Source organism: Paenibacillus tritici (genome assembly GCF_013204885.1).
In the GTDB taxonomy this organism is placed as follows: Bacteria; Bacillota; Bacilli; order Paenibacillales; family Paenibacillaceae; genus Paenibacillus_AQ; species Paenibacillus_AQ tritici.
On sequence record NZ_JABMKX010000006.1, the window covers coordinates 111,840 to 129,509 of the forward strand.

The window sequence follows — 17,670 nt, forward strand, 5'->3', positions numbered from 1 at the left end:
AGTGATCGGTGAAGAATGGATCAAGAGAGGCTTATACGGATTTTTGACAGACAGGCTACGGACTATGACCGCAAAAGAGAAGATCCGCAGCAGCAGCGGTGGCGCCGGAATCTTATCAGTGATGCAAAGGGCGATGTACTTGAGCTTGCCGTCGGGGCTGGGGCGAACTTCCCGTTCTACCCCCGGGGAGTTAGGATCACGGCTGCGGATTTCAGCGGAGCAATGGTGGAGAAGGCCCGGCAGGCCGCCAGACATTATCATCTGGATGCCAATTGTATCTGTGCAGATATGGAAGACATGAGTTTCCCCGCGCAATCATTTGATACGGTGGTATCAACGTTGTCTATGTGCAGCTATAAGAACCCGCTTGGGATGCTGGAGAAGATTAACCGCTGGTGTAAGCCGGACGGAACCATCCTGCTCATGGAGCATGGGATCGGTTCTAACTTCATGGTGTCTACGCTGCAACGGGCGCTGAATCCGCTGCTCTACCGTATCTACGGATGCCATCATACCAGGGATATCCTCGGACTGGTCCGGGAGTCAGGGATGTTGATCCAGAGAGCGGAGCGTTATTCGCTGAATATGGTACATTTGATTTGGGCTGCGCCGCAGCAGTAACTACGAGATTAACGTTAGGAGAACTTCACAATGGACAGTATTATCTTTGATCTGGATGGCACGTTATGGGACCCGACAGAGACTGTAGTGGCAGGATGGAATCATGTGATTAGCCGCTACAAGGGAGCCGCAAAAGAAGTAACTATAGCAGATTTACAGGGGATTATGGGTCTGCCGGTACCGGAGGTTGGCCGGAAGCTGTTTCCTGATGCAGATGAGGAGATCCGGCAGAAGATTATGGATGAATGTTGTGATATGGAATGTCTTGTTCTGGCAAAGCAAGGCGGAAGGTTATACGGGCAGCTGGAAGAGGTGCTTAAGGCATTATCGGCTCAATATAAGCTGTTCATTGTAAGTAACTGCCAGGCGGGGTACATTGAGGCCTTTTATGAGTATCATCAATTGCAGAATTATTTCACAGACTACGAGAATCCGGGGAGAACCGGACTCAGCAAGGGAGAGAATATCAAGCTGGTCATGGACAGGAATCATCTAACTAGTCCTGTTTATGTGGGCGATACAGAAGGGGATATGAAGGCAGCTAGGTTCGCGGGGATTCCGTTTGTCTATGCGGGTTATGGATTCGGCGAGGTAAGCAGTCATGATTATGTGCTTGAGCGGCTGGATGGGTTATTGGAATTGTTCTGAAAGCGCCCCTGGGATAAGGGATAACCTCTTCCTGCAAAAAGCTGGAGCTGTCTTACAGCCATTTCATGGCTATGAAGACAGCTCCTTATTGCGTCTGGCGAAGACAGCAGCGGATACGCAGGGGATAGTATACATAGGTACGCCTGGATTAGATTGCTGTCCAGCCCCCGTCCACATATAGCGTCTGGCCCGTTGTGTAACTGGAAGCATCGGAGGCGAAGTAGAGGGCGGCGCCGTTCAATTCATCGGGGTTGCCGGGGCGGCCCATGGGGCATAAGGTATTGTACTGCTCCAGGAAGCTGTCCTGATAGAGCCCGCGGGTCATCACGCTGGGGAACAGGCTGGGTCCAATAGCATTCACTGTAATTCCGTAAGGAGCCAGAGTAGCCCCCATGCCACGGGTCAGATTCACAACAGCGCCTTTGGAGGCATTATAGGCATGAAGGGCGGCCAGTTTGCTGCCATTCACCCCGCAGATGGAAGCCATGTTGATAATGCGGCCCTGCTGGCGTTCTTTCATCGCCGGGATCACAGCTTTAGACATAAGGAAAATACTTTTAACATTGATATCCATTACCCGGTCCCATTCGGCTTCCGCCAATTCCTCGACAGAGCCTGCGGAGGCCACTCCGGCATTATTCACCAGAATATCCAATCGGCCAAAATACTCCAGAATGCTTGCGACTGCCGCTGCAATCTCCGTCTCGCAGGCTACGTCGCACCGCAGAGGAAGCGCCCGGCGGCCCTGGGATTCAATCTGCTGTCTGGTCGTATCCAGCTCGTCCACGCTCAAATCGAGCAGGGCAACGTCCGCCCCTTGCCCGGCCAAAGCCTGGGACAATTGCGCGCCAATCCCCCCGGCCGCTCCTGTCACTACTGCTACTTTTCCGCTCAAATCCAATAAATTTCTCACTGCAACACCTCCTTTAGGTCCACCAATCCCAGCGTAAGTTGGAGTAGGGAAGGAACTTTACTGGATCAACGGCAGTTAAGACCTCACCGCGCTCAAGTACGGTATTACTGACGGTGTAGATGCCGCCCAGCATATGAACGACTTCCAGTTCGGCCCAAGGATCATGCGGAGAATCCAGCAGGTGAATATCAACTTCTGCCGCTGTGCGCACACTGATATCCATTGAGGCTGTCTGCCGGATCAGCAGCGGTCCAAGATCGAATCCGTGGCCATCCGGAGACTTGGAATACTTCATATTGAAGACAGGCAGTCCGTCACCATAATGCTCGGAAATGATGTGCTGTCCGTCTGCGGCATTCATTTTACCACTAAGTGCAGCCTCTACATGGAAGAATTCAGTGCCCCGCCGGGAGACGCTGCCTGCTATATGCTGATCCTCCTTCTGCAGACTGATGTCGGCCATCTTCTTTGGGAAGCCGTAAATCTCACGCCCCAGGCCCATAGCGATATCATCACTGATCGGCATGGACAGGCAGTAGGTGCCCGGCTGCCCGTTGTATGCTGCCAGGACGAAGACTGCGGCTTCACGGTAAGGCTCGCTGAAGCTGGTGCGGGGATAGTTGGCTACAAAAGCATGTACAAGCGGCCGTGGACCCGGCGTAAGCGGTGCCGGCAGAATCCTGCGGATCACCTCGGGAGAAGTCTCCCAATAAACGGTTAAAGTCTCGGCATTATAGAAGGTCGTTGGTGTATTGGTTCTTATGGCAATCTCATTCACATCTTTGACAAAGCTGCTCATCGGAAGCGCCTCCTGTGATTTAGGGTCAAGAATAATGTAACATTAACATTCCATTGATTATATATATGGTAAATATAAAAATAAATGGGAATTTTGTGCGCGGCGCACTATAATAAGCAATAGGTGAGAGCGATGAGTGTTAACTTTGAACAAATTAGCAGACTTTTTGCCAAGCAAGCGGTACATATTCAGAGGAATACAGAGGGAATGGCAGATTATACGGATACGATCCTGATTACGAAGAGCCTGACTCATTTCGTGCCTGAATTTATCTATGTGGGCAACCGGTCGCGGTTACCGGATCACGCAGAAGGGATGGAGCAGGCCAGTCTGATGCTGATCAATGATGCGGCGGAACCTTCTTCCGGGCAGCCCCGGCAGATGTACAGCGGACAGAACCGGATTGAGTTCGGAGCGGAAGAAGATGTGTTCGAGATGTATAATCAGGTCCGGGAGTTGTTCCTGGAAGAGGCTGAACGGGAGCAGGTCAAGGGCAGAATGCTTCAAGCCTGTGTCGCCGGCAAAGGTCTGGATGCTATCGTCTCGGCTGCAGCGGAGCTGATGGGCAATCCGGTGATTATGTTGGATGTTAGCTATAAGGTTCTGGCTTCTTCAGACATCAGCGGGGTTAGCGATCCCATCTGGAGCGACAATCTGCACAAGGGCTACTGCTCTTATGATTTCATCGCTGCCGTTCATCAGATGACAAGCGTGCAGAACGGCATGAAGTCGATAGAGGCTTACGAAGTGGAATGCAGCGGGAGCCAAGTGACCAAGCTGGTCGCTAAGGTCAGGATCGGCAGCAAGCCTGTCGGCAATATTATTGTGCTGGGCAGCACACGACCGATTCTCCAGAAGGATCATGAATTGGCTGGTTTCACGGCTGAGCTGGTAGCGGCGGAGCTGGCGAAGAACAGCTTTTACCGCAATTCCAGCCAGGCTGAATATGAAGAACTGCTCTACGGGCTGTTAGAGAATGAGGAGAACGGGCAGCGGTTAGTCCAGGAGAGCCTGCGGAGCGGCAAACGTCTGCGCACGGGCAGACTGTCCGTGATGGTGCTGGATCTTGGGAGGTATGAGGCTTCCGGCAAATACAACGGTTATTTGAGGGATCAGCTGCACCTGTATTTCGGGGAGGAGCACCTGATCTTTTACCATGAATATATGGTGGGGGTCAGCGAGCGTGACTCTGTAACGGCTAAACCAAGAGACAACGATTCTAAAATGCGGGAATTTCTCGTCACCCACCAGATCCGCCTGGGGATCAGCAGGGAATTCACGGACTTGGCGGAATGCCGCAAATATTATCTGCAAGCGCTCAAAGCGCTGGAGATAGGACGAGTGGTCTGGCCTTCAGAACCGCGGGTGTTGTACGCTGATGTACAGCTGTATGATCTGTTGTCCCCACATGCGCAGCATGATCCCCGGGATGTCAGCCATCCGGCACTTACGGTTCTGCGTGAATATGATAAGAAGCATCATGCTGACTTGTACCACACCCTTTATTATTATTTGAAGAACAACCAGCAGCTGCAAAAGACCGCCGACGAACTATTCGTCCACCGCAACACCCTGCGTTACCGGTTACGCCAGATCGACGAACTGATTCAGATTGATTTGAGCCAAATCGACAATATGCTGAGGCTGTATATGTCCTATCAAATGACGGATTATCTGGATAAGCTGAGGGCTGCGGGAGCAATATGCAATGCTGATTCGTGATTGTGAAGTGAAATTAACTCCGAATCAATTTCATACATACCTGCGGCTGCTCATCAACATTTCTGCAAGGCTCACACTCTTCAAAACCAAACCTGCGCACACTTGCCATCGAAGCAGCGTTCTGTGGATGGGTCAGGATATAGATACAATCTGCGCCTAGATGCTCTAAGCAGATGTTGATGAGCACCGGTAAGGCTTCCGACATATAGCCCTGTCTCCAGTACTCTTTCCAGATGTCATAACCGATCTCGACTTGCTTCAGCTCCAGGTCCCAGTAATGATAGCCGCAGGTACCGATGAAGGCATCCGTCTCTCGATCGAACATCCCGTAACGGTGGTGGCCTTTGCCCTCGGGGGCGCTGTAATGTTGAATGATGTCTTGGGCTTCTTCATAACTACATGGCGGTTCGCTGAAGTATCTGCACATATCAGGGTCTGAGAATTGTCTGTATACCACATCGGTATCTTCTGATTTCAGCAGGCGGAAGTACATTCGGTTAGTCGTACAAGCTTCGGATAAGTTCATTCAGTTCGCTCCTGTCCGTAAAATACCTGATTCTGACTTCATACAATCATTATCCTGTATCGGATTGATATTCTCTGTGATAATTTTTTGGGTAGTGCTTCATCTGCCAAGTGAGCTGCACCTGAATTCACCGGATGTGTGCTAGACGAACCAATGAAGGGGATTAGTGCATCTCATTATGCCGGAAGGGGGCTAAATGGGCCAATGAAGGGTATTAATGCACCTGAATTTATCGGGTGGGGGCTAAACGAGCCAATGAAGGGTATTAATGCACCTGAATTCGCTGAACGGGGGCTAAATGAGTCAATGAAGGGTATTAATGCACCTGAATTCGCTGGACGGGGGCTAAATGAGTCAATGAGGGGTATTAGTGCACCTCATTATGCCAAAGGGTGACGATAACTTGCTGTTCATCACAGCAGAGTGTGCGCTCAGGATTATGAACCCTTTGTTAATGTATGGTAAAATAATAAAAACTTCCGATGAACCCTGAAAGGTGTGTGCATATGAGACCAACCAGACTTACCAAAAGCATAGCAGCCGCTCTCGGCTCACTGCTCCTGGTGACGAGTGCCGGGATTACCGTCCTTGGCGCTGTTCCGCAGAATGCAGCGGCAGCGGCGGTGAAGCCTACACCAGCCTTCAGCTTATTTGAACTGAGGGTGAAGAAACCTTCTTCACTCAGTCTGGCCCAAGGAACCCTGGTTAACCGCATCAGTCAGATGACGCCGTCCGAGGCTAACCTGGCGGTTCTGCATCTGGAGAATGCTTTGAAGGCCTATCTGCCTACAGCTACCAAACGTATGAGTCAGCCTGTCATTCAGTTGGATATCAAAAATATAGATACCCCCGGCATGACCATGGCATTGGCACGCTCCAAGGTGAAGCGGACCGAATCACGGATTGTACTGCAAGACTTGGCGGCGATGGATTATAAGCTGGGAAGGGACGGCGGTTTTGTTCCGGTCATTCAATACAAGAGCTTCAAGGTATTCAAGCCGTACCTCAGCAAAGATCTGCAGGTATACATCGACCTGATGGCCGCAGAGTCGGAGCAACCGGCTGTAGTCAACAGAACGTTACAGGTGGACTGGTATGAGGTTGTGGAACGGGCGGTGCAATATGAAGCCTTCGTGCAGACATACAAGAATTCTAACCGTAATGCAGCCATGCAACAAGCCTTTGAAGCCGCGAAGAGACTTGTGTTCAACGGAAGCCCCAACACCCCGCTGTTCGACAAGAAAACCCAGGTCATTCTTCTAAAAGCGGCAATCGCCTATGAGAATACCCTTTCCGAGGCAGGGCCTGAGCAGATTGAGAACAGTAGGCTGCTGACCGGGCTGGATGATTTCCTGCTGCTTGTAGAGCAGAATGGTGATAAGAAAACTCAGGCTGTAATGGATTATCTGGAAGCGATGTAGTCAAGACCACTTGCATCTTGTAGCAGAAACCGGGCTGTTGCCGAAGCAGCCCGGTTTCTTGGTGTGCATAACCCGGGCGCAAAGACCCGTAAAGCATATCTTCCTATAGGCCCGAAGCGTCATTAATCACAGAAAAGGAAAACGATTACAATTATAATGTAAGCGTTATCTATGCCTGTGTTACATGTTTACGCAGAAGGGGGAAGAGGTCTTGAGAGTGAACAAGGTTTCCTTTAACATGCTTGTGATTATGGGTTTTAGCATTCAGTATGCATTGATGCATCTTTTTTCGGCAGGCGAGGTCATCGCCATTTCATCGGCTGAGCTTATTATTTATATGGCATTCACCTTTGCCGGGCTCGGCAGATTCTTCCGGCGGAGAAGACAGGTTCTGAACGAGCACGGCTGCGGGTCTGCCGGACTGTTTTTCAGCGTATTATGGACGGTCTCCTTGTGCTCCCAGTTCCGGAAAGAGAGCTACCCGGATGCGCTGACGATTATTAATTCGCTGGGGGTGTCCGCTGCCGGTCTGGTCCTGCTCACCGAGATCATTATATTGTTTAAGGTCTAAACAAATCGCTTGCCCCATTCGCAGAGCGGATCGAGCACCATGCGCAGTGTTCTTCCGCGGTCGGTTAGCTCGTAGACCACTTTAGGCGGCACTTCCAAGTAGGCTGTACGAAGAATAAGCGCATCGGCTTCCAGTTCTTTTAACTGCTGGGTGAGCATCTTCTGGGTAATGGGTGTAAGCTGACGCAGCATCTCCCCGTTACGGAGCGCCCCTTGCTCGGCCAGCAGGCAGAGAATCGCAGTCTTCCACTTGCCGCCGATTACCTCCAGCGTAACCTCGGTAGGATTGTTATGCTTTTTATGGCCTGGTACTGTAGCGTCATTCCCCTCGTTAGTCTCAAATGTCATCTCAGATGTCTCCTTCAACGTACCCGATTGGTAACTATATTACTCAAAAGTGCGTACTTTTTTGTTTCGATTATATCCTTTATATTCAATGGTGTCAGCATACACTAACGAAGGAGGCACTTTGGATGAACACCAAAAAGGTATGGGGAGCAGGGATTGTCGGAGCAGGCGGATGGGGTGGACAGGCTCATATTCCCGCACTGGCGGCAATTGAGGCTTATGAAGTGAAGGCGGTAACCGGTACGCGGGTCGAAAGCGCACAGGCGGCAGCCGAACAATACGGTATAGCCTCTTACTATACAAGTACATCTGAGATGGCAGAGCAGCCCGAAATTGATGTTGTAGCGGTAACGGTAAAAGTACCTGAGCATGACCGGCTGCTCCGGGAAGCCCTGGAGGCCGGCAAGCATGTGTACAGCGAATGGCCGCTGGCCCGGAATACGGCAGAAGCGCAAGCGCTGCTTGAACTTGCGGAAGAACGGGGAGTGAAGCATGTGGCGGGACTCCAGGCACGTGGCAATCCGGCGGTCCGCTATATCAGGGACCTGGTCACTGAAGGAGCGGTTGGCCATGTGCTGGCTGTGAATGCTGTCGTTACGCTGCCGGTATTTCCGACTTCGAACGGAATAGTAGATCTTGCACATGTCTATCTGCTGGATGAGGCGAATGGGGCAGATCAACTGACCATCGGTGCGGCCCATGTACTTGATGCGATTGAATATATGGTAGCTCCGTTTGTGGAGGTATCCGGCAGGTTAGACACGCAGTACCCCGAGGTGAATATCCTTGAGACTGGGCAAAGGGTAACGGCGGACGCGCCGGATCACGTGCTCGTTCACGGGAGACTGGCCCAGAACGCCATTGTCTCGGCCCAATTCGTGAATGCCGGTGCCCCCGGGTTTACACTACGGATCATTGGAACCGTAGGGGAGCTTCTCATCACCCCCCGGGATGGGCTGATGTTTCAGATGGACCGGTTGACGCTTCAGCTGGTCCGTGCTTTCGGGGAGACAGAGCTACTGGAAACGCCGGCGGCCTATGCTTCACAGGTACGTAACCTGTTTCCCGGTCCCGGATACAATGTTGCTCATCTGTATGCTCTTTTTGCCCAGCGGCTTGCGGGGGAAGAGGCCGAATTACCCGATTTCAGCCAAGCGGTTCGGCTGCATCGTCTGTTGGATGCGATCCGTGCAGCGAGTGCTTCGGGAGTTCGTCAAGAAGTGGGATAACGATATCCCGCTTCTTGTCATCCCGCTTACTGTCCGCTTTCCTGGCATTCCACCAAATAAAATAAATAATCCGTCGGAACGCCGGAATATCCCTGCTGGCGCAGCATGGCGGTGACATTGCCCCGGTGGTAGGTGCCATGATTGACCACATGCCGCAGGATGTCGGAGAAGCAGGTGTGGAGACTGCCATAGGACGGATGCACAATCGTCATGGCCTGGTCCGGGTCGGGGGTACGCTCCATCAGATCGTGGAATTGTTCAGCGGTGCCGGCGAACAGTCTGCGCATCCCGTCCACGGAGACCCCCTCCGCTTCTGCGGTCCAGACGGGAATCTTCGGAAAAATCTCTTCGGTAGGCACCTCCGCAAGCACGGAATGATAGAGCCGCTCAAAGCGGTACAGATGTCCGAAGGTTCGCGCCACGGACGGGAACACACTCGTCACCTCCGCATGAAATACCTCCTCCGGTAACTGCTCCAGATGGTTGAATATCCGCTGATTCGCCCATACATGGTAATCATATAACGCGTACGGTTGTTGAAGCATGGCTCCATTCTCCTCTCGTTATTCTGGCAATATGGCTGCCTTGTCTTGTTCCTAGTGTATAACAGGTTCACTGACAAACCTTGTCAGTGAAGTTCAATCGGCATCGTCCATGTAATGCCTGCTGATCTCGCGGGCTCTGTCCTGAAGCAGAAGCTTCAGTGCAAGCGGCTCCCGGATACGGATCGCTGTACCGAACGACAGCAGATACTTGGGCAGGTACTTGTTCATGGACGGAACATCGAGCAGGAACCGCGCTTCCCGGTCGGTCCGTTCCGTCAAGTAGTGACGCAGATGCCAATTACTGCACAGCTTGTTCAGCGTATCCGGCTCTCCTTCGATGCGGATAACCGTAAGAGGGCCGTCTTCTTCCCGCTCCTCTTCCGCTTGGCTGCGGAAATAGTCAGACACCGAGAATTGCTCCGGCCGCTCGAAGCAGGTATCCGTCAGCTTAAGCGCGGCAATGCGGTCCACACGGAAGGTCCGCATTGCCCTTGACTGGTGGCAGAACGCGACCACATACCATTCGCTGCGGTCATAAGCCAGTCCATAGGGATCGGCATCCCGTTCATCGGCCTGCGCAGAATTCAACTTCCGGTAGGTGAGGTGTACGGTCCGCCCGTCCTTCACAGCCTGCTCCAGCTCCCGCAACAAGGGAACCACAGACGGCGCCCGGGACGGGGCAATGACATCGAGGCCGCTGGTGTGAAGCGACAAGTCATGGCGCTGTTCTTCATGCAGTCCGTTCTCCACCTTCTTGAGGGCGCTCTCCAGCTCCTTCGCATAAGGATAACCTGCGCCGACCGCGAATTTATAGGCATCCACCAGTGCCTTCAGCTCTAACGTGTTGAAGAACAGAGGCGTCTCGCTGAAGCTGTCCAGAATATACACTCCGCCGTCATGCCCGGATTCCGCAACCACCGGCACGCCGCTGGCACCAAGCGCGTCGATATACCGGTACACGGTACGGACGCTGATCTCCAGACTGTCCGCAATCTGTGCGGCCGTGAGTTTTTTGCCGGACCGCAGCATCCATAGCATAGCCAGCATATTATCCCATTTTGCCATTTGAAGCTCTCTCCCAGGTCCGCTTTTCATCTAACCGATGAATGCGGGCATTTTTTTCTCAGTCTACCATTTAATATTCTGCTGTTCCATCCGCTTTATGCTATGATGTGAAATATGGTATTTTCTGAGAGAGGGGGGGCGCATTATGATCACTTTTAAAAAAATCATGCGGATTATCGGTCTTAGCGTTCTGGTCACGGGTGTGTCTCATTCTTCGGCTCCGGCTACAGCAGCTTCCGGTTCCGCCCCATCCGCCACATTACCCGCGATTCAAATCTATCTGAATAACTCGCCGATCACCACCTCCGCAGGGGGAGCCACACTGATTAATGATACCGTGATGCTCTCACTGGACAAGTTATATGTCAGCGGGGCTACAGTTAGTTATGATGAACATACTAGGATGATCACCATTAACAACATCCTTACGACAGGCAGCATGAAGATCGGCAGCCGGATGGCCTCTGTGAACGGGAAGCAGATTACCTATTCCGCAGCCTTCCAGCAGGTGAATAAGCAGCTATACATACCATTGCGGTTCGTTAATGATGCCATTGGCGGCTCACTGGACTGGAATGCCAAGAAACGTGAAGCGTTCATCAGCTATCCTCATTTTGTCGGAGACGGTAGGAATGACAAGGATACTTATTTCTTGAATAATAAATGAATATAACTATAATCGTTCATCGGACCATTACTTACTGATTTCATCCCGTTTATTAAGAACCGCCCATTTTACTTAGTCGTGCTTTGTCCAAACTCTACAGTGGTTGCAGCGAGAGAGGCTACACGGGCCAAGAAGGGTTATGGGATTTGGAGCGTAGATGCGATTACAAAACGAGGCGTTGATAACATGAATGATGGCGCTAACTATAGAAGAAGGATACATGAACAAGCTCCTGTGTGAATCGCAGGGGTTTGTTTTTTATATGTTCAATCTTGGTTATGATATTTAATTTTAATAAAATAATAATTATGTTGAAATAATATTTCAGTAATGGTATTCTGCATTTAGAGAGCGATTTCATAAACGGAAAAGGATGATGGAAATCATGTTAGAGCATTTGACAACGGAGACCCGCAATAAGAACACCATGAACCTGGATGAGTTAACACCGCTTGAGCTTCTGGAAGTGATGAATGAAGAAGACCACAAGGTCGCACAAGCTGTGAAACAAGTCATTCCGCAGATTGCCGAAGCCGTAGAAGTGATTACCATGGCGATCAGACAAGGCGGGCGTTTAATTTACATGGGGGCTGGAACAAGCGGACGTATCGGCCTGCTGGATGCTGTTGAATGTCCGCCAACCTTTGGAACAGCACCTGAGGAGGTCATTGGGCTAATTGCCGGGGGAGAGAGGGCGTTCATCAAAGCAGTCGAAGGTGCAGAGGACAATGAACAATTAGGGGTGCAGGATTTACAGGATATTAAGCTGACAGCCTCAGATGTTGTCGTCGGCATTGCCGCCAGCGGACGCACACCCTATGTGATCGGCGGATTAGAATATGCCAAGTCTATTGGAACACCCACTGTAGCCGTGAGCTGCAACAAAGATTCCGCGATTGGCAGAATTGCCGGGATTGCGATTGAAGTCGTGAATGGACCGGAGGTGTTAACCGGGTCAACACGTTTGAAGGCCGGAAGTTCGCAGAAATTAATCTGCAATATGTTATCCACAGCTTCAATGATTCGTACGGGCAAAGTATATGGAAATCTAATGGTGGATGTACAGTTAACCAATGAAAAGCTTGTAGAACGTGCCAAACGGATTGTCATGGATGCAACAGAGTGTGATGCTGAAACGGCAGAGCGTGTTCTGAAGCAGGCAGATCAGAAGCCTAAGATTGCTATTGTAATGATCCTTGCGGGGCTAACGAAAGAAGAAGCTGTGCAGCGGCTGGAAGAATCACAAGGCTTCGTCCGTCAGGCGATTCAATAATACGATCAGAAGAAGGGGGCAAACAACATGAGTAAATATCATGATTTAGCGGTCAACATATTAGGGGCTATCGGCGGCCGTGCAAATGTAACCGAGTACACCCATTGCATGACTCGTCTTCGTGTAACCGTTGTGGACCGCAGCCGGATCGCTGAAGCAGACTTGAAGCAAATCGAAGGGGTTCTGGGAGTAGTGGATGATGAAACCTATCAAGTCATTCTCGGACCAGGAGTTGTAACCAAAGTAGCTGAAGAATTCGGTAAAGTGTTGGAAGCAAGCGGTCCTGAGGGCGATCCTTCCACTTCGGCTGAACAATTACAGGCCAAAGGCGCACAAATGAAAGCGCAGCTAAAAAAGAAGAACGATACTCCGTTCAAAAACTTTTTGCGGAAGATCGGAAATATATTCATCCCGCTTATCCCTGCATTCGTTGGAGCCGGATTAATTGCCGGTATTGGCTCGATTCTGACGAACAATATGACAGCGGGTAATTTGGACACAGCAACCTGGCAGCAATATGTGACGATCTTAAATGTCATCAAAAATGCTATTTTTAGTTACCTGGTGATTTATGTCGGTATTAATGCCGCCAAAGAATTCGGAGCTACGCCTGCTCTCGGGGGAGTAATCGGCGGGGTAACGCTGTTAACAGGGGTTACAGCAGACCTGACCATAACTAATATATTTACGGGTACACCTCTGACACCGGGTCAAGGCGGGGTGATCGGCGTTCTCATTGCTGTATGGATTCTGTCCATCGTTGAGAGATATTTGCGCAAAGTGATTCCTGATGCCGTTGATATTATCGTTACCCCTACAATCGCCTTGCTGGCCGTAGGGCTGATTACTATCTTTTTCATCATGCCGTTCGCCGGATTCATCTCCAGTAATTTAATCGGAGCGATTAACTGGACGTTAGAAGTGGGCGGAGCCTTCTCAGGCTTTGTATTAGGAACAGCGTTCCTGCCGCTTGTGATGTTAGGGCTGCATCAGGTATTGACACCGATTCACATTGAGATGATCAATGATTCAGGGATGACGCTGCTGCTTCCGATGCTGGCTATGGCCGGGGCAGGCCAGGTTGGGGCTTCCATCGCCTTATGGATTCGCTGCAAGAAGAATAAATCATTGACGAACATGATTAAAGGCGCTCTTCCGGTCGGTATTCTGGGAATCGGCGAGCCCTTGATTTACGGGGTTACTTTACCGCTGGGCCGTCCGTTTGTTACAGCTTGTATTGGCGGCGGGATTGGTGGTGCGGTTATCGGTTTATTCGGCAACGTTGGAGCCATTGCGATTGGTCCTTCCGGGGTTGCGTTAATTCCCTTGATTGCGAATGGATTATGGCTGAAATATGTAATAGGCTTAATCGCAGCATACGCTGGCGGATTCATTGCCACTTATCTCTTCGGTACACCCAAAGAGGCTATGGCCGAACAGGAGTAAGCGACTCTGAGATATTGAGGTGATTCCAGTGCTCGGAATTTCAATTTTTGTAGCGGACCGCACATTAGAAGACAATGTGAAGTATATGGAACACATGAAGGCTGCAGGCTGTAGCGAAATATTCACCTCTCTTCATATGCCGGAGGATGAGCTCGAAGTATTGAAGGAGAAGCTGCTGGAGATTGCAAAGGCTACCCGGCGGTTAGGAATGAACCTGATGGCGGATATTTCCGGGAAGGCACTGGAGAACTTTTCGTTACCCTTTCTGTTGGAGGCTGGTGTTACAGGTTTGCGGATGGATTTCGGCTTCGAGGCCCGTGACATTGCCGCCTACTCTAACAGGATGACAATTGCCTTAAATGCCAGCACCTTAACCCCGGAATTCTTAGCAGCATTGAAAGAGCATTCGATTTGTCTTGAGAACATTGAAGCCTGGCATAATTATTATCCCCGCCCGGAGACAGGTCTGGATAAGGAAGCATTTACAGCGAAGAACAGATGGCTGCAAGCGGAAGGCATTACGACAATGGCCTTTATTCCGGGAGACGGGCTGAAGAGAAAACCGTTATTTCAAAGTCTGCCTACCTTAGAGAAGCACCGGAATCAATCTTCTTTTCTGGCCTACCTGGAATTAGAGCAGGATTGTGCAGTGGACAAAATTTTCGTTGGCGATTTAACCCTTTCAGAAGAGTCTCAGATTCAATTTCAGCAGTATGAGGAAGGGATTATTCCCTTGCGGGTAACCCAGGCATTGCCTTATGCCTTATGGGATAAGGTTCACCAGAACCGCATTGACGCAGCTCGTGATGTGATTCGCTCTGAGAGTGCACGGACAGATCAGGACCGCTTTGGAATGACCCGAAGTATTACGCCTATGCATACGAACAAGCGGCCCAGAGGGACAATTACCGTCGATAATAATTTGTATGGCCGGTATGAACATGAGCTACAGATCACATTAAGAGATCTGCCGGCACATGAAGCGGTTAATGTGATTGGTCATGTGATAGAAGAGGACCTTCCGCTATTGGACTACGTCAGACAAGGCGGAAGGCGCTTCTGCTTCACACTTGCTACTTGATGATAACTCCCCTCTATTTTGTTACAATAAGAAGAATAGACTGAGGAGAGGAGTTTAGAACTTGGCAGCAGGAAGTATGATTTCTCAGATTGAACTGGTCTTAAATGAACTGCCTGAGTCAGAAAAAAAGGTAGCCGAGTACATTCTCGCCAATGCTAAAGAAGTGATGCATATGTCTATACATGAGTTAGCGGCTAAAGCGGAGGCGAGCAGTGCGGCGGTTGTCCGTTTTTGCCGGTCACTGGGCATCGAGGGCTTCCCCGCGCTGAAGATCCGTTTATCCGCTGAAGTAGAGAACACAAGTTATGTGGGCTACTTTGATGTTGAATCCAATGAAACGGTCCATTCGATCATTGATAAAATGTTGTCGAATACCATATTGACCTTTCAGAATACGGCCAGTCAACTGGACGCGCATTCAATTGAGCAGGCGGTGAGCCTGTTACAGCAGGCAGAGGTTATTTATGTGTATGGGATAGGGGCGTCTTTCATTATTGCAGAGGATGCGGCACAGAAATGGCTGCGGCTCGGCAAAAATGTATATGCTATTTCTGACCGTCATTTATTGGCGGCAGCTATGGCTACGAAATCAGAGAACGCTGTCTTCTGGGGGATCTCGTATAGCGGGGAGACGGGCGAGGTCATTCAGTTAACCAAACGGGCCAAGGAGCATGGGATCAAAACCATCAGCCTGACCCGTCCTGGAAATAACAAGCTTTCCCAGCTGGCGGATGTTTCTTTATTTACATCACGAGCCCCGGAAGCCACACTTCGCAGTGCGGCAACCAGCTCAAGATTTGCCCAATTATTCGTGCTTGATATTGTCTTTAGCGTATATGCTTCTGCCCAGCATGATTTGACTGTGGAGCAGCTGGCGAAGACTAGGCAGATGATTGAAGTTTTGAATGACTGATGTTGAACCAGATGAATACCTCTATGAAATAGCAATAGAAAGGGAGCACCCGCCATAGGTTGCTCCCACATTTTATTTTCTCAAAGCATTGATCTCCTGTTCTGTCAATCCAGTGGCCTTAACAATGGTCATTATGTCCAGATTCAAGTCAAGCATATTCTTCGCTACTTCCTTTATGCCTTCCTTCATACCTGCCAATTTAGCACTTCCCAGCATAGAGGCCTCATCATGCAAATACTTCTGTCTCGCTTCATACAATCGTCTGGCCTCTGAATCCTGACTCAGATATTGCAGGGTATCCATCGCCTTCTCCAGTCCCGGTTCATTCATCTTCAGCACCTCCCAGTGTGATGTATCGGCACCTTTCAGGAACAATAGCCAATTGATCAGTCCGCCTTCAGATGGAACACTACGTTCATCTAGCTTCGGTAATTCCAAGAAATGAACCTCGATGTCGTCAATTAAGGATATCCCTGTCCGGTCTTCCCGCAGATGAAATACGTTATGATATTGTTCATTCTTCAAGAACGAATAATTCAAAATGTTGATCGTTACGCATTTCTTCAACTCTGGATACTTCTCGCCCTCACTCAGTTGACTTGCATAACGTTTGCTCCAATAAAAAAGCGTTCTTTTCTCTATGTCGTACTTATTAAACAGTTGCATCTCTATATCAATCAGTTTACCTTCTGAGGTCCTGGCATAAACATCAAAGATGGATTGTTTGTCCAGGGGATCGTCTTTATCCGTATATGGATTCATTAAAATAATCTCAGTCAACGGCGGCTCGCCAGCTTCGGTGAAAATGCGGTTAAGAAATGCCAACAGTACATCCTTGTTGTTCTCGCTGCCAAAAATCCGTTTGAATACAAAATCCACACGCGGGTCCAGTAATTCCATCGGCCATCAACTCCATTCATTATTATTATATCATTTTTCAAGGGTTCTGAGCCCCGTCCTCAAGCCGGAGATTGTCGATCAGGAACCGGCGCAGGCTGCTGATGAAGGTATGGGTGGCATGGCTGATAAAGCGGTCTGCCCGGTAGATCAGTCTGAGGTTGCGGCAGGGGGCGGTATTCAGGATCGGAATGGAGCAAAGTCCGCTGTTCTCCATGCCTTCAAGCAGTCCGCGCGGCTGAACGGTGCCGCCAATCCCGGCTTTGACCAGCTGAAGCAGTGAGGTGGCTGATCCGGTCTCCATGATTGGTTCCAGCCCGAAGCCGGCCTCCAGGCAGGTATTCTCCACCAGCTCTCTGCCGATGTAGGTGCGCGGATACATCACAAGCTGGATCTGCTGAAGCAAAGACAGCTCAATATGGCTCATCGCGGCATACGGATGATCCTCGCGGACAATCAGATGATAAGGCTCCCAGCCCAGGTCCACTTGAGTCAGCATGGAATCCCGCGGACCGGGAAGGCAGATGCCGATGTCCAGCTTGTTCTCCAGCACCTCCTGCTGAATAAGCGTTGAAGCGAAGACCTGGAGCCGTATATTCGGGAAATCGGCATGGAATTTAACCAGCATCGGCGTTAGGCGGTAGTCCAGGTCAGAGGGCAGCACCCCAAGCCGGATTATGCCGCGGTTGTCGGAGCGCAGCTCATTAATCGCTGCCTTGGCATTCTGCTCATTCTGGATCATCCGGGCTGCGTAGTCCTTCAGAAGGGCTCCCGCTTCAGTAAGAGCGATCTTTTTGCCGATCCGGTCGAACAGGGGCATGCCCATTTCACCTTCCAGCACCTTAATCTGCTGGCTTAGTGTCGGTTGGCTGATGCCCAGCCTCTCTGCGGCGCGTGTGAAATGCAGTTCTTCGCAGACGGCCATGAAATAGTGCAGGTGGCGGGTTTCCATGGAATTCACTCCTTTCAGGATAAGATCATAGTCA

General features: G+C 50.4%; 19 protein-coding genes. 11 read left to right on the top strand and 8 right to left on the bottom strand.

Annotated elements, in window-relative coordinates; translation table 11 throughout:
* Positions 1-15 precede the first annotated feature (15 nt).
* Together HQN87_RS12095 and HQN87_RS12100 are read left to right on the top strand one after the other, a co-directional pair.
* The gene (locus HQN87_RS12095; protein WP_173132909.1) at positions 16-621 is read left to right on the top strand and encodes a class I SAM-dependent methyltransferase; all 606 of its coding nucleotides are present in this window, start codon (positions 16-18) and stop codon (positions 619-621) included.
* A 30-nt stretch (positions 622-651) separates the two neighbouring features.
* Positions 652-1,269: an HAD family hydrolase gene (locus tag HQN87_RS12100; protein ID WP_173132912.1), complete on the top strand. Its 618-nt coding sequence runs from the start codon at positions 652-654 to the stop codon at positions 1,267-1,269.
* 148 nt (positions 1,270-1,417) lie between these two features.
* Here HQN87_RS12100 and HQN87_RS12105 read toward each other — a convergent pair whose 3' ends face one another.
* Both HQN87_RS12105 and HQN87_RS12110 read right to left on the bottom strand, forming a co-directional pair.
* Positions 1,418-2,182, bottom strand: a complete 765-nt coding sequence (locus HQN87_RS12105; protein ID WP_173132915.1) for an SDR family NAD(P)-dependent oxidoreductase — start codon at positions 2,180-2,182, stop codon at positions 1,418-1,420.
* A 13-nt stretch (positions 2,183-2,195) separates the two neighbouring features.
* Complete coding sequence (locus HQN87_RS12110; RefSeq protein ID WP_173132918.1) at positions 2,196-2,981, bottom strand: acetoacetate decarboxylase family protein; 786 nt, start codon at positions 2,979-2,981, stop codon at positions 2,196-2,198.
* Positions 2,982-3,188: 207 nt separating this feature from the next.
* On the opposite strand from HQN87_RS12110, the gene HQN87_RS12115 reads away from it, so the two are divergent.
* Entirely contained in the window at positions 3,189-4,703 is a 1,515-nt protein-coding gene (locus HQN87_RS12115; RefSeq protein WP_173132921.1) for a PucR family transcriptional regulator, read from the top strand.
* Between the two features lie 13 nt (positions 4,704-4,716).
* Here the strand turns inward: HQN87_RS12115 and HQN87_RS12120 are convergent, their stop codons facing one another.
* Entirely contained in the window at positions 4,717-5,229 is a 513-nt protein-coding gene (locus HQN87_RS12120; RefSeq protein ID WP_173132923.1) for a GNAT family N-acetyltransferase, read from the bottom strand.
* Positions 5,230-5,735: 506 nt separating this feature from the next.
* Between HQN87_RS12120 and HQN87_RS12125 the strand changes: the two genes are divergently transcribed.
* Both HQN87_RS12125 and HQN87_RS12130 read left to right on the top strand, forming a co-directional pair.
* The gene (locus HQN87_RS12125) at positions 5,736-6,650 is read left to right on the top strand and encodes a hypothetical protein (protein ID WP_173132926.1); all 915 of its coding nucleotides are present in this window, start codon (positions 5,736-5,738) and stop codon (positions 6,648-6,650) included.
* A gap of 238 nt (positions 6,651-6,888) precedes the next feature.
* Complete coding sequence (locus tag HQN87_RS12130) at positions 6,889-7,221, top strand: hypothetical protein (protein WP_173132929.1); 333 nt, start codon at positions 6,889-6,891, stop codon at positions 7,219-7,221.
* Here the strand turns inward: HQN87_RS12130 and HQN87_RS12135 are convergent.
* Positions 7,218-7,568, bottom strand: a complete 351-nt coding sequence (locus HQN87_RS12135) for a winged helix-turn-helix transcriptional regulator (RefSeq protein ID WP_173132932.1) — start codon at positions 7,566-7,568, stop codon at positions 7,218-7,220. The genes HQN87_RS12130 and HQN87_RS12135 overlap by 4 nt on opposite strands.
* Before the next feature lie 125 nt (positions 7,569-7,693).
* Here HQN87_RS12135 and HQN87_RS12140 point away from each other — a divergent pair, with 125 nt between their 5' ends.
* The gene (locus HQN87_RS12140; RefSeq protein WP_173132935.1) at positions 7,694-8,797 is read left to right on the top strand and encodes a Gfo/Idh/MocA family protein; all 1,104 of its coding nucleotides are present in this window, start codon (positions 7,694-7,696) and stop codon (positions 8,795-8,797) included.
* A gap of 26 nt (positions 8,798-8,823) precedes the next feature.
* Here the strand turns inward: HQN87_RS12140 and HQN87_RS12145 are convergent, their stop codons facing one another.
* Positions 8,824-9,342: a DinB family protein gene (locus HQN87_RS12145; protein WP_173132938.1), complete on the bottom strand. Its 519-nt coding sequence runs from the start codon at positions 9,340-9,342 to the stop codon at positions 8,824-8,826.
* Between the two features lie 93 nt (positions 9,343-9,435).
* Positions 9,436-10,407 (bottom strand): helix-turn-helix transcriptional regulator, encoded by a 972-nt coding sequence (locus HQN87_RS12150; RefSeq protein WP_173132941.1) that lies wholly within the window; start codon positions 10,405-10,407, stop codon positions 9,436-9,438.
* Between the two features lie 145 nt (positions 10,408-10,552).
* Here HQN87_RS12150 and HQN87_RS12155 point away from each other — a divergent pair, with 145 nt between their 5' ends.
* From HQN87_RS12155 to HQN87_RS12175, 5 genes are all read left to right on the top strand, one after another.
* Entirely contained in the window at positions 10,553-11,074 is a 522-nt protein-coding gene (locus tag HQN87_RS12155; RefSeq protein ID WP_173132944.1) for a copper amine oxidase N-terminal domain-containing protein, read from the top strand.
* A 385-nt stretch (positions 11,075-11,459) separates the two neighbouring features.
* Entirely contained in the window at positions 11,460-12,347 is an 888-nt protein-coding gene (gene murQ / locus HQN87_RS12160) for an N-acetylmuramic acid 6-phosphate etherase (protein WP_173132947.1), read from the top strand.
* A gap of 27 nt (positions 12,348-12,374) precedes the next feature.
* Positions 12,375-13,793 (top strand): PTS transporter subunit EIIC, encoded by a 1,419-nt coding sequence (locus HQN87_RS12165; protein ID WP_173132950.1) that lies wholly within the window; start codon positions 12,375-12,377, stop codon positions 13,791-13,793.
* A gap of 28 nt (positions 13,794-13,821) precedes the next feature.
* A complete protein-coding gene (locus HQN87_RS32980; protein ID WP_173132953.1) occupies positions 13,822-14,874 on the top strand; it encodes a DUF871 domain-containing protein in 1,053 nt (350 codons plus the stop codon).
* A gap of 61 nt (positions 14,875-14,935) precedes the next feature.
* The gene (locus HQN87_RS12175; protein WP_173132956.1) at positions 14,936-15,787 is read left to right on the top strand and encodes a MurR/RpiR family transcriptional regulator; all 852 of its coding nucleotides are present in this window, start codon (positions 14,936-14,938) and stop codon (positions 15,785-15,787) included.
* Positions 15,788-15,859: 72 nt separating this feature from the next.
* Here the strand turns inward: HQN87_RS12175 and HQN87_RS12180 are convergent, their stop codons facing one another.
* Together HQN87_RS12180 and HQN87_RS12185 are read right to left on the bottom strand one after the other, a co-directional pair.
* Positions 15,860-16,687, bottom strand: a complete 828-nt coding sequence (locus HQN87_RS12180) for an Rpn family recombination-promoting nuclease/putative transposase (RefSeq protein ID WP_173132959.1) — start codon at positions 16,685-16,687, stop codon at positions 15,860-15,862.
* 37 nt (positions 16,688-16,724) lie between these two features.
* Positions 16,725-17,636, bottom strand: coding sequence for a LysR family transcriptional regulator (locus HQN87_RS12185; protein ID WP_173132962.1), 912 nt, complete (start codon positions 17,634-17,636; stop codon positions 16,725-16,727).
* Between the last annotated feature and the right edge of the window lie 34 nt (positions 17,637-17,670).